Raw genomic sequence first — 12,029 nt, 5'->3', positions numbered from 1 at the left:
CCGTTGGGAAGCGGTCCGTCGTCGGCGATGGACCTCGGCCCCGCCTGTGGCCTGTCCACACTCGGATACCTCGTGGCGTCCGGGCCAGAGGTCCGGTCCGGCCCCGACAGCGAGGGCCGCACCGCACTTCGCGCAGACCTGGTCCTTCCGCGCGCCGCCGGTGGGGTGCGGGGCGCTTGTTCAAGCGGGCCGCTCCCCCTGGTGCGGCCGCACCCGTCGGCGAGCATCCTGTGATCATGGCCATCGCCGTTGCCGTACCGGCTGCGCTCCTGGCCGCCTGCTGTTTCGCCGTGGCGGCCGTGCTGCAGCAAGAGGCCGCAGCGACCATGCCCGCGAGGGAGTCCCTCCGGCCCCGGCTGATCTGGGCTCTGGCCCATCGGCCGCTGTGGCTGGCCGGTATCGCGCTGTCGGCCTTCTCCTTCGTCGTTCAGGGCGTGGCCCTCGCCTTCGGCCCGCTGGTGCTCGTGCTGCCGTTGGCCTCGACGGACCTCCTCTTCGCCCTGCCGCTCCTGGCCTGGCGCCGCCGTCGGAAGCTCACCAGACGGGACGTCACAGGCGCGGTATGCACCGCTGGCGGCGTGGCCGCCTTTCTGACCGTGCTGCCCTACTCAGCGGGTGCGGTCCGGCCCGATGCCCGGGACTGGCTGCCGCTCCTGGCGGTCGTCGCGGCTTGTGTCACCGCGCTGGTGCCTGCCGGTCTGCGGTCCTCCGGAAAGGTTCGCGCGGGAGTGTATGCGGCGGCTGCCGGACTGCTTTTCGCGTTGCTGGACGCGCTGACGAGGAGCGCGGCAGGTCTGTTCAGGGACCGGGGGCCGGCCGCGCTGACGCATTGGGAGCCGTACGCACTGATGTTCGTCGGCGGAGCAGGGCTGCTGCTGGCTCAAAGCTCGTTCCAGGCCGGATCGCTGGCGGTCAGTCTTCCCCTCATCGACACCATCGAGCCGATCGGCGCCGTCCTGGCCGGCGCCGCCGTCTTCCACGAACGCCTGGCCACGTCCGGGCACCTCGCCGTCCAGGTCCTCGGCGCGGCCCTGGCCGTGACCGGCATCGTCATCCTCGACAGGTCACCGCTGGTGCGCACGTGAACGCCGGTTCATCGGCAGTGCGAGGGATCGCCCGCACGTCCCGGTCCTCATGCGCACGCCCCGGACTCCCGCCCGCGGAACCTCGGCAACCCTTCTCCTGGCGAATGCCGGTCCGCGACGCCCCGCGGTGTCCCGGCCAGTCCGGTTGGCCCGTTCCGCGGAAACCATGGTGAGTGCGGGGCGCGGATACGGGGACGGTCAGGCACCGTCAGGGCTGCCGGACACGGTGGGCAGCACGGTCAGCAACATGATCGTGGGTTCGATGGCGCGCACGGTGTGGGGCAGCCGGGAAGGCAGGTGGACCCAGCTGCCGGGTGTGGCCACCCTCTTCTCCTCGCCCAGCACGAGGTGGAGGCGGCCTTGGACGACTTGGATGACCACGGGCAGGGCCGAGGTGTGTTCGGTCAGCTCCTGGCCGGCGGCGAACGCGAAACCGACCAGGCGCAGCCGCTCGTCGCGGTACAGGACGCGGCTGAGCGTGCCGTCCTCCGGTATGGGCAGCTCGGCGGTCAGGTCGTCGATCACGGTGGCGGTCATGCGGGTGCTCCTTGCTGCGTGGCTGCTGCCGTGGGAGCGGCGAGCAGGCTGATCGCGCACAGGTGGTCCCGGTGGCGGTGGAAGGTGCTGCGCATGTGTCGGACGCGTCGCCGGGCCGCCGCGTCGCGGACCACGCGGCCGGCGATGGCCAGTGCTCGCGTCAGCCCCTCGTCGGCGACGAGCCGCCGTGGTTCGAGCAACGCCATCGGCGCCGTCCTGAGGCCGGTGACGGTGAAGCCCGCGTCGGTCAGCAGCTCGCTCCAGCCGGTCGCGGTGAGCGGGCGGGCGCCGACGTGCATCGCGCCGCCCAGGTCGGCGGTGATCTCTTCGGCGAGGGCCGGGTCGATGTCGTCCGGTACGAGGCACAGTTCATGGATGGCGTAGCGGCCGCAGGACTCGGCGAGCAGACGGCGTGCTTCCCCTACGACGCGCCGCTTGGCGGGTTCGGGCCGCATGCTCAGCATCGCCTCCCCGTACACGACGGTGGCGCAGCCGGCCGGCAGGCCGCTGTTCGCGGCGTCCGCCCGCACAACGCGGATCTCGGTCGGCCCTGGAGATGTGAGAGTGCGCAGCCGTGCCACCGCGGCGGGATCACGGTCGACCGCGGTGTAGGCCGCGGGAGCGCGCGCGAGTGTCAGCCGGGCGGTGGCCCCCAGACCGGCGGCGAGCTCCACCACCTTGTCGTCGGGGCCGACGGCCAGGGCGTCGAGCATCCACCGGGTCAGCTCCAGCCCTCCGGGACGCAGGACACGCTTGCCCAGGCGGCCCAGCATCCAGTGACCGGGCATGCGGGCGACTTCCCGCCCGTCGCCAGGGAGCACCGCCGCCGCCTCATCGGGGAGCGGGTGATCGTGGTCTGTCGTCACCATGGAGGATGCCTCCGCTCTGTCGTCTCCCCCCTCGTGATCCGCTCTGGGCCCGACTCGATCCGCTGGGGCAGCGGCCCGCGGATCAGCCGGGTCGGGCATCGAACTCCGGGCCGGCGGCCCGGAGTCCGACGCGATCCGTACGAAGACGCCGTCGCGCGGCGTCACCCGGGAGCGCGGGCCGGTCCGTGACAGCCGTTCGTGTTCGGCGAGGTCGCTCACCACGGTCGCCCGAGGTGTCCGGGCGGAAGTCGGCCGAGAACCGCCGGCAGCGCCTTCCGGGTGTGGACGACACAACCGACCGGTACCTTGGCCGACAGGCGCAGACGCTCCTGCCGAGCCGGTACGGGAAAGCCGTCGTCGAGGACCATCACTTCATGCTGCCTCCTCGGCCGGGGCCTTCGTAGGGCCGGACGGCCCCGGGAGCAGGGCCGTGCTGCAGGCCGCCTGCTCCCTCCCCGCTCGGCCGGGCAGGTGGGTGCTGCGGGAGGACGTCCCCTTCGCCGGCCCGCCGAATGAGGAAGAGGACCAGCGGGCAACGATGAGGCCGGATGGCCCAACCCTCCGGGGCATCCGAGTGCGGATAGTGGCATGAGGCCCTGGCACGTCTCGGAGTTCGGGGTCGTAATGGCGACACGAAAGGACGGGCCGGATGCTCCAGCCGTCGAGGAGGCAGCACGGTAGGCCTGGTGCGCCTGGGCACGGGCAGGCGTGGCTGATGCAGGCGCTGGCCACCGTCGGTTTCGCCCTCGACTTCTGGGCCTGGGCGTTGCTGAGCCCGCTGGGCCCGCGTTTCAAGGACGATCTGGGTCTGAGTTCGTTCCAGCAGTCGCTGCTGGTCGCCGTCCCCGTGGTGGTCGGCTCGCTGGGCCGGATCCCGGTGGGTGCGCTGACCGACCGGTACGGCGGGCGGGTGATGTTCCCGCTCGTCTCGGCGGCCACGGTGGTGCCGGTGCTCTACCTCGGTCTGGCCGGCCACTCCTCGCTCGGCGCTCTGCTGGTGGGAGGGTTCTTCCTCGGCATCGCCGGCACGGCGTTCGCGGTCGGCGTGCCCTTTGTCAACGCCTGGTTCCCGCCGGAGAGGCGCGGGCTCGCCATCGGCGTCTTCGGGGCCGGCATGGGGGGCACCGCGATCAGCGCGCTGACCACGGTCAAGCTGGTGGACGCGCACGGCATGGCCGGTCCCTTCCTGATCACCGCCGGGGTGCTGGCGGTCTACGCGGTGGTGGCCGCCCTGGTGCTGCGCGACGCCCCCGGTCGTACGGTGACCGCCGACCCGCTGGCCCGCCGTCTCGCCGCCACCTTGAAGCTGGGGATCACCTGGCAGGCGTCCGCCCTGTACGCGGTGGCCTTCGGTGGCTACGTCGCCTTCTCCGTCTACCTGCCCACCTATCTGAGGACCGGCTACGGCCTGACCCAGGCGGACGCGGCGAACCGGATGGCCGGTTTCGTGCTGCTGGCGGTGGCGATGCGCCCGGTCGGCGGCTGGCTGTCGGACCGGATCGGACCGGTGCGGGTGCTCGCCGGCGTGCTGGCCGTGGTCGTCGCCGGAGCCTTCGTGCAGGCGTTCACGCCGTCCCTGCCACCGGTGGGCACCATCGCGTTCCTGGCGATGGCCGCCGCGCTCGGCGCGGGCAGCGGCGCCGTGTTCGCCCTGGTCGCGCTGCTGGCCCCGGCCGGCAAGCTCGGCTCGGTCACCGGCGTGGTCGGTGCCGCGGGTGGCCTCGGCGGCTTCGTGCCGCCGCTGGTGATGGGCTCGCTGTACGGCGCCTACGGTTCGTACGCCCTCGGTCTGGCGCTGCTCGCGGTGGTGGCCGCCGCAGCCCTGGCCTTCACCGCCATGGCGGTACGCCACACGGTCACCCGGCGCGTCCCCACGGCCCGGATCCACTCGATGAGCAAAGGAGCGAGCGGTGTGTGAATACTGCGACTGCCAGGCGGTCGCGTCCATCGACCAGCTCACCACGGAACACGAGACGGTGGCGAACCTCATCGGCCACGTACGCGAGGCCCACCGTGACGGCGACCCCGCGCGGATGGCGGAGACCGCCCGCCGGATCGCCGCCGTCCTGGAGCCGCACACCCGGGTCGAGGAACACGGGCTCTTCCCCGCCCTGGCCGACGACTTCCCGGACCAGTTGGCCGTCCTGGAGGCCGAGCACCGCCGCATCGAAGCCGTACTGGCCGAAGCCGCCGACGGCACCCCGGTCGACCCCGGCTGGGCGGAACGGCTGACGGATGTGCTCGCTCTCCTGCGCGAGCACATCCTCAAGGAGCAGGACGGCGTCTTCCCGGCCGCGCTGGCCTACCTCAGCACCGAGCAGTGGGAGGCCGTCGAGGCGGTGCGCGCACGGATCGGCCCCCGCATGCCGCAGCCGTCCGGCTGAGGTCCGTGAGCCCCGTCATCGCCCCACTCTCCCATTCGGGACCCTCTGCCGCCGCGCCTTGCGCTGCCCGGCGGGGCGGCGATCCCCGGATCCGAGGTGTGGGCGCCGGTGATGGTGGCAATGCGCGGGATGGCGTTCCCTGAGAGAACCGAAGCGAGCATCCGAGGGGCCGGCGGGGTCCGGGGAGGAGCGGCACGGTGGGTACGGAGACCGAATCGACATCGGCACGCGAGGGCGGGAGGCCCACGCCGGGCCTGGACGGCGAACTGACGGAGGCGCTGGTGCGCTCGCGCCGGTTCTTCACCCGGGCAGAGGTCTCGGCCGACCTGCGCACGCTGCACAAGCGCGGCGGTCGCCGGGCGGACGAGTTCTACCGGGACCGCTGGTCGCACGACAAGGTGGTCCGCTCCACCCACGGGGTCAACTGCACCGGCTCGTGCTCGTGGAAGGTGTACGTCAAGGACGGCATCATCACCTGGGAGGCCCAGCAGACCGACTACCCCTCGGTCGGCCCCGACCGCCCCGAGTACGAGCCGCGCGGCTGCCCGCGCGGTGCCGCCTTCTCCTGGTACACCTACTCGCCGACCCGGGTCCGTTACCCCTATGTCCGAGGGGTGCTGCTGCAGATGTACCGGGAGGCCAGGGGACGGCTCGGCGACCCCGTCGCGGCCTGGGCGGACATCGTCTCCGACCCGGAGCGCGCCCGCCGGTACAAGGCCGCACGCGGCAAGGGCGGCCTGGTACGCGCCTCCTGGGACGAGGCCGTGGAGATGATCGCCGCCGCCCACGTGCACACGATCAAGAAGTACGGGCCCGACCGGCTGGCCGGCTTCTCGCCGATTCCCGCGATGTCGATGGTCTCGCATGCCGTCGGTGCCCGCTTCTATTCGCTGCTCGGCGGCGTGATGCTCTCCTTCTACGACTGGTACGCGGACCTTCCGGTGGCCTCCCCGCAGGTTTTCGGCGACCAGACCGACGTACCGGAGTCCGGCGACTGGTGGGACGCCGGCTATCTGATCATGTGGGGTTCCAACCTCCCGGTGACGCGCACCCCGGACGCCCACTGGATGGCCGAGGCCCGCTACCGGGGGCAGAAGGTGGTGGCGGTCTCCCCGGACTACGCGGACAACGTGAAGTTCGCCGACGAGTGGCTGGCCGTCCAGCCCGGCACGGACGGGGCCCTGGCCATGGCGATGGGCCACGTCATCCTCCGGGAGTTCTTCGTCGACCGCCGGACCCCGTACTTCGAGAACTACGTGAAGCGGTACACCGACCTGCCGTTCCTGGTCGCCCTGGAGGAGCGGGAGCCGGGCAGGTACGCGCCGGGGAAGTTCCTGACCGCTGCCGACCTGGGCGGCGAGCAGGCGGCGGCCGAGCACGCGGAGTTCCGCACGGTCCTGCTGGACGCCGAGGGCCGGCCGGTGGTGCCCAACGGCACCCTCGGCGACCGGTTCGGCGAGTCGGGCGCCGGGAGGTGGAACCTCGATCTGGGAGGCGTCGAACCGCTGCTGTCCGCCGAGGGCGGCGGCGAGGCCCCGGTCACGGTGGAACTGCCCCGCTTCGACGCCCCGGACGGCAGCGCGGGAGTCCTGCGGCGCGGCGTTCCGGTGCGGCAGATCGCCGGGCGGCTGGTGGCCACCGTCTTCGACCTGCTGCTGGCCCGGTACGGGGTGTCCCGGGACGGCCTGCCCGGCCGGTGGCCGACGTCGTACGACGACGCGGAGGAGCCCTGCACCCCGGCCTGGCAGGCCCCTATCACCGGGGTGGACGCCGAGAAGGCCACGCGGATCGCGAGGGAGTTCGCGGCCAACGCCGAGGAGTCCCGCGGCCGTTCCATGATCATCATGGGGGCGGGGACCAACCACTGGTTCCACTCCGACACCATCTACCGGGCGTTCCTGACGCTCACCACGCTCACCGGCTGCCAGGGCGTCAACGGCGGCGGCTGGGCCCACTACGTCGGCCAGGAGAAGGTCCGCCCGCTCACCGGCTACTCGGCGATCGCCACCGCCTCCGACTGGAACCGCCCGGCCCGGCAGATGATCCAGACGGCGTACTGGTACCTGCACAGCGACCAGTTCCGCTACGACCCGTTCTCCGCCGCGACTTTGGCCGCGGCCGGGGAAGGCGGCCGGTTCGCCGGGCAGACCACCGCCGACGTGATCGCCGCCTCCGCGCGCATGGGCTGGATGCCCTCGTACCCGACCTTCGACCGCAACCCGCTCGACCTCGCCGACGAGGCCGAGGCAGCCGGGCGCCCGGTCGGCGAACACGTGGTGGGCGAACTGAAGGCCGGGCGGCTGGGCTTCGCCGGAGAGGACCCGGACGCGCCGGAGAACTTCCCGCGCGTGCTCACCGTGTGGCGGGCGAACCTGCTCGGCTCCTCGGCGAAGGGCAACGAGTACTTCCTCAGGCACCTGCTGGGTGCCGAGTCCTCGGTCCGCGCGGCCGAGGCACCGCCTCAGGCCCGCCCGCTGGACGTGGTGTGGCGACAGGAGGCGCCGACCGGCAAGCTCGACCTGCTGCTCACCCTCGACTTCCGGATGACCAGCACCACCCTCTACTCGGACGTGGTGCTGCCGGCCGCCACCTGGTACGAGAAGCACGACCTGTCCAGCACGGACATGCACCCGTTCGTGCACGCCTTCAACCCGGCGATCGCCCCGCCCTGGCAGACCCGCACCGACTTCGACGCCTTCCACACCATCGCCCGGGAGTTCAGCCGCCAGGCCGCCGGGCATCTCGGCGTCCGCACGGACGTGGTGGCGGCCCCGCTGCTGCACGACACCCCGGACGCCCTGGCCACCCCGCACGGCCGGGTCCGTGACTGGAAGGCCGGAGAGTGCGAACCGGTCCCCGGCCGCACCATGCCCAAGCTCGTCACCATCGAACGCGACTACGGCGCCGTCGCCGCGAAGATGGCTGCGCTCGGCCCCCTGCTGGACACTCTCGGCGCCACCACCAAGGGCGTCACCTTCCATGTCGACCGGGAACTGGAGTACCTGCGGCTCAAGAACGGCACCGTGCGTGGGGGACCGGCCGACGGCCGCCCACTACTGGCCCGGGACGTGCACGCCTGCGAGGCGATCCTCGCCCTGTCCGGTACCACCAACGGCCATCTGGCCATCCAGGGCTTCCGCACGCTGGAAGCCCGTACCGGCACCCGCCTGGCGGACCTGGCGGCCGAGCACGAGGGCAAGCAGGTCACCTTCGCCGACACCCAGGCCGCCCCCGTGCCGGTCATCACCTCTCCGGAGTGGTCCGGGTCGGAGACGGGCGGGCGCCGCTACTCGCCCTTCACTGTCAACGTCGAACGCCTCAAGCCCTGGCACACCCTCACCGGCCGCCAGCACTTCTACCTCGACCACGACTGGATCGCCGCCCTGGGCGAACAACTTCCGGTCTATCGCCCCCCACTGGACATGCACGCGCTCTTCGGGGAGCCACGTGTCGGGGACAGCGGGGAACTCGGCGTCACCGTGCGGTACCTCACCCCGCACAACAAGTGGTCGATCCACTCCGAGTACCAGGACAACCTGTTCATGCTGTCCCTCTCCCGGGGCGGGCCCGCCATCTGGATGTCCACCGCCGACGCGGCGAAGATCGGCGTGCAGGACAACGACTGGATCGAGGCTGTCAACCGCAACGGTGTGGTCGCCGCCCGGGCGGTCGTCTCGCACCGCATGCCGGAGGGAACCGTCTACATGCACCACGCCCAGGACCGCCTCATCGACGTGCCCCGCACCGAGACCACCGGCCGCCGCGGCGGCATCCACAACTCCCTGACCCGCCTGCTGATCAAGCCCAGCCATCTCATCGGCGGCTACGCGCAGTTGTCGTACGCCTTCAACTACCTCGGCCCGACCGGCAACCAGCGCGACGAAGTCACCGTCATCCGCCGCCGCACGCATCAGGAGGTGACGTACTGATGCGGGTGATGGCCCAGATGGCGATGGTGATGAACCTCGACAAGTGCATTGGATGCCACACCTGCTCGGTCACCTGCAAACAGGCGTGGACCAACCGCACCGGCGTCGAGTACGTGTGGTTCAACAACGTCGAGACCCGGCCCGGCCAGGGCTACCCCCGCCGCCACGAGGACCAGGACACCTGGCAGGGCGGCTGGGAACTGAACAAGCGGGGCCGGCTGGCGCTGAAAGCGGGCGGCCGGTTCAAAAAGCTGATCCAGATCTTCTCCAACCCCAAACTCCCCGCGCTCGACGACTACTACCAGCCGTGGACGTACGACTACGCGACGCTCACCAACGCCCCGCTGCAGGAGCACACGCCGGTCGCCCGCCCCAAGTCCCTGATCACCGGCAAGGACATGAAGATCTCCTGGTCCGCGAACTGGGACGACGATCTCGGCGGCTCGGACCGGCACGGCGAGAAGGACGTGCTGCTCGGACAGGTGTCCGAGAGGATCAGGCTGGAGTTCGAGCAGACGTTCATGTTCTACCTGCCGCGAATCTGCGAGCACTGCCTCAACCCGTCCTGCGCGGCCTCCTGCCCTTCCGGCGCGATCTACAAGCGCACCGAGGACGGCATCGTCCTGGTCGACCAGGACCGCTGCCGCGGCTGGCGGATGTGCGTGACGGGATGCCCGTACAAGAAGGTCTACTTCAACCACCGCACCGGCAAGGCCGAGAAGTGCACCTTCTGCTTCCCGCGCGTGGAGGTCGGCCTGCCGACGGTCTGCTCGGAGACCTGCGTCGGCCGGCTGCGCTACATCGGCCTGGTCCTCTACGACGCCGACAAGGTGCTCGAGGCCGCCTCCACCCCGGACGACACCGGCCTTTACGAGGCCCAGCGCCAGGTCTTCCTCGACCCGGACGACCCGCGGGTCGTCCGCGAGGCCGAGCGGGCGGGCATCCCCCGGGACTGGATCGAGGCCGCTCGGCGCTCCCCGGTCCACGCTTTGATCAACACCTACAAAGTGGCACTGCCGCTGCACCCGGAGTACCGCACCTTGCCCATGGTCTGGTACATCCCGCCGCTGTCTCCGGTGGTCGACGCCGTCCGCGGCACCGGACACGACGCCGAGGACCACCACAACCTCTTCGCCGCCGTCGACGCCCTGCGCATCCCCGTGGACTACCTCGCCCAGCTGTTCACGGCCGGTGACCCCGCGCCCGTCGACGCGGTGCTGCGCCGCCTGGCCGCCATGCGCTCCTACATGCGCGACATCAACCTCGGCCGCGAGCCCGACGCCGCCATCCCCGAGAAGGTCGGCATGAGCGAGGAGCAGATGTACGACATGTACCGGCTGCTGGCGCTCGCCAAGTACGACGAGCGGTACGTCATCCCGCCCGCCCACGCGGAACAGGCCCACAAACTCGAGGAACTGGCCACCGAATGCAGCCTGGACTACGAGGGCGGCCCCGGCATGGGAGGCTCTGGTCCCTTCGGTGAGACGTCCGGTGGTGCCGCCGCGGTGGCCGTGGAAACCTTCCACGCCCTGCGCGACCGGCAGACCTCCGACACCCCCGCGGCCCCCACCGACCTGGCCACCCGGGTCAATCTCCTCAACTGGGACGGCAAGGGCTCCCCACCCGGCCTCTATCCACCCAGGCCCGCCGGGAGCAGCAAGCGTGCCACCGACACGGACAGCGGCGGGGAGGCCGAGCCGAAGCCATGAGAAGAACGATCACATCGAAGGCGGGCCATGCCGAGCCGTGGCACGCCCACGCCTGGCAGACCCAGTCCCTGCTTCTCGCCTACCCCGACGAGCACGAGCAGTTCACGCGCTACCTCTCCCTGGCCCGCCGCACGGCCGTCCCGCTGCCCGGACCCGTGAGGGATCCCCTGCTCGCCTTCGTCGAGCACGCCGAACGCACTACGCCGGCCGATCTGGCGGCGGCGTACGTGGCCACCTTCGACCACCGCAAGCGCTGCTGCCCCTACCTGACCTACTACGCCCACGGGGACACCCGCAAGCGCGGCATTGCCCTCCTGCGGCTGAAGCAGACCTACGCCGCCGCGGGCCTGCGCCTGAGCGAGGACGAGCTGCCCGACCACCTGGCCGTCGTCCTGGAATTCGCGGCCGCGGATCCGCCCGCCGGACGCCGTCTGCTGACCGAGCACCGCGCCGGAGTGGAGCTGCTGCGCCTGGCCCTGCGGGAGGAGGGGTCCGCATGGGCGGCGGTACTGGATTCCGTCTCGGCCACGCTCCCACCGCTCAAGGGCGACGAGCGCGAGGCCGTCGCCCGGCTCGCCGCCGAGGGGCCACCCGACGAACAGGTCGGCCTCGCCCCCTACATGCCCCCGCAGTTCATGCCCGACCCGGCAGGAGGCCCATGATGACCGCGCCCGCGCAGCCCTTCCCCCTGGCCGCCGAGAGCGGGACCGGCGGCATCCTGCTGTGGGTCGTCCTGCCGTACGTCTGCCTCGCGATCTTCGTCCTGGGCCACATCTGGCGCTACCGCTACGACAAGTTCGGCTGGACCACCCGCTCCTCCCAGCTCTACGAGCGGCGCCTGCTGCGCATCGGCAGCCCGCTGTTCCACTTCGGCATCCTCGTGGTGCTCCTCGGCCACATCGGCGGACTGGTGATCCCCAAGAGCTGGACCGCGGCGGTCGGTGTCAGCGAGGACGCCTACCATCTGTCCGCCGTCGTCCTCGGCTCCATCGCGGGGATCTGCACACTGGGCGGCCTGGCCATCCTGGTCTACCGGCGGCGCACGGTGGGCCCGGTCTTCTCCGCCACCACGAAGAACGACAAGGCGATGTACGTCTCGCTCACCGCGACCATCGTTCTCGGCCTGGCCGCCACCGTCGTCGCCAACCTCGTCGGCGGCGGCTACGACTACCGGGAGACCATCTCCGTCTGGTTCCGCTCGGTCTTCTACCTGCAGCCCGACCCCTCCCGGATGACCGGGGCACCGGTTCTCTTCCAACTGCACGCCCTCAGCGCCATGCTGCTCTTCGCGTTCTGGCCCTTCACCCGCCTGGTCCATATGCTCACCGCGCCACTGGGGTACCTCACCCGCCCCTACATCGTCTACCGCAGCCGGGATGTCCAACTCGGCGCGCGCGCTCCCCGCCGAGGCTGGGAACGCATCGGATGAAATCATCCCATCCTGTGGGGCTGGGGGCGGTCGTGCCGCGGTGTGCGGTGTGCGGTGTGCGGTGCGGGGGCGCCGGGTGCCCGTGCA

Annotated in this window: 9 protein-coding genes and 1 pseudogene; 7 read left to right on the top strand and 3 right to left on the bottom strand. The window is 71.4% G+C overall.

Annotated elements, in window-relative coordinates; translation table 11 throughout:
* The first annotated feature begins 236 nt into the window (after positions 1 to 236).
* The gene (locus ACRWNP_RS13825; RefSeq protein ID WP_431961470.1) at positions 237 to 1,085 is read left to right on the top strand and encodes a DMT family transporter; all 849 of its coding nucleotides are present in this window, start codon (positions 237 to 239) and stop codon (positions 1,083 to 1,085) included.
* 198 nt (positions 1,086 to 1,283) lie between these two features.
* Here ACRWNP_RS13825 and ACRWNP_RS13820 read toward each other — a convergent pair whose 3' ends face one another.
* The 3 genes and pseudogenes from ACRWNP_RS13820 to ACRWNP_RS13810 form a co-directional block, all read right to left on the bottom strand.
* Positions 1,284 to 1,622: a cupin domain-containing protein gene (locus tag ACRWNP_RS13820; RefSeq protein WP_431961469.1), complete on the bottom strand. Its 339-nt coding sequence runs from the start codon at positions 1,620 to 1,622 to the stop codon at positions 1,284 to 1,286.
* Positions 1,619 to 2,491 (bottom strand): class I SAM-dependent methyltransferase, encoded by an 873-nt coding sequence (locus tag ACRWNP_RS13815; RefSeq protein ID WP_431961547.1) that lies wholly within the window; start codon positions 2,489 to 2,491, stop codon positions 1,619 to 1,621. The genes ACRWNP_RS13820 and ACRWNP_RS13815 overlap by 4 nt, the downstream gene beginning before the upstream one ends.
* Positions 2,492 to 2,623: 132 nt before the next feature.
* A pseudogene (locus tag ACRWNP_RS13810) lies at positions 2,624 to 2,859 on the bottom strand (pyridoxamine 5'-phosphate oxidase family protein); the annotation flags it as partial.
* Positions 2,860 to 3,140: 281 nt separating this feature from the next.
* On the opposite strand from ACRWNP_RS13810, the gene ACRWNP_RS13805 reads away from it, so the two are divergent.
* From ACRWNP_RS13805 to narI, 6 genes are all read left to right on the top strand, one after another.
* On the top strand, positions 3,141 to 4,409 hold the full coding sequence (locus ACRWNP_RS13805) for an MFS transporter (RefSeq protein WP_431961468.1): 1,269 nt from the start codon (positions 3,141 to 3,143) through the stop codon (positions 4,407 to 4,409).
* Positions 4,402 to 4,875, top strand: coding sequence for a hemerythrin domain-containing protein (locus ACRWNP_RS13800; RefSeq protein WP_431961466.1), 474 nt, complete (start codon positions 4,402 to 4,404; stop codon positions 4,873 to 4,875). The genes ACRWNP_RS13805 and ACRWNP_RS13800 overlap by 8 nt, the downstream gene beginning before the upstream one ends.
* 197 nt (positions 4,876 to 5,072) lie before the next feature.
* The gene (locus ACRWNP_RS13795; protein ID WP_431961465.1) at positions 5,073 to 8,804 is read left to right on the top strand and encodes a nitrate reductase subunit alpha; all 3,732 of its coding nucleotides are present in this window, start codon (positions 5,073 to 5,075) and stop codon (positions 8,802 to 8,804) included.
* On the top strand, positions 8,804 to 10,513 hold the full coding sequence (gene narH / locus ACRWNP_RS13790) for a nitrate reductase subunit beta (RefSeq protein WP_431961464.1): 1,710 nt from the start codon (positions 8,804 to 8,806) through the stop codon (positions 10,511 to 10,513). Before ACRWNP_RS13795 ends, narH begins: the two co-directional genes overlap by 1 nt.
* Positions 10,510 to 11,175: a nitrate reductase molybdenum cofactor assembly chaperone gene (gene narJ / locus ACRWNP_RS13785; protein ID WP_431961463.1), complete on the top strand. Its 666-nt coding sequence runs from the start codon at positions 10,510 to 10,512 to the stop codon at positions 11,173 to 11,175. Before narH ends, narJ begins: the two co-directional genes overlap by 4 nt.
* A complete protein-coding gene (gene narI / locus ACRWNP_RS13780) occupies positions 11,175 to 11,942 on the top strand; it encodes a respiratory nitrate reductase subunit gamma (protein WP_431961545.1) in 768 nt (255 codons plus the stop codon). The genes narJ and narI overlap by 1 nt, the downstream gene beginning before the upstream one ends.
* The last annotated feature ends 87 nt before the right edge of the window (positions 11,943 to 12,029 follow it).

The organism is Actinacidiphila sp. bgisy160, from assembly GCF_965342435.1.
Taxonomy (GTDB): Bacteria; Actinomycetota; Actinomycetes; order Streptomycetales; family Streptomycetaceae; genus Actinacidiphila.
Note: the sequence above shows the minus strand (reverse complement) of the source record. Positions and strands in the feature narration are given on the sequence as shown.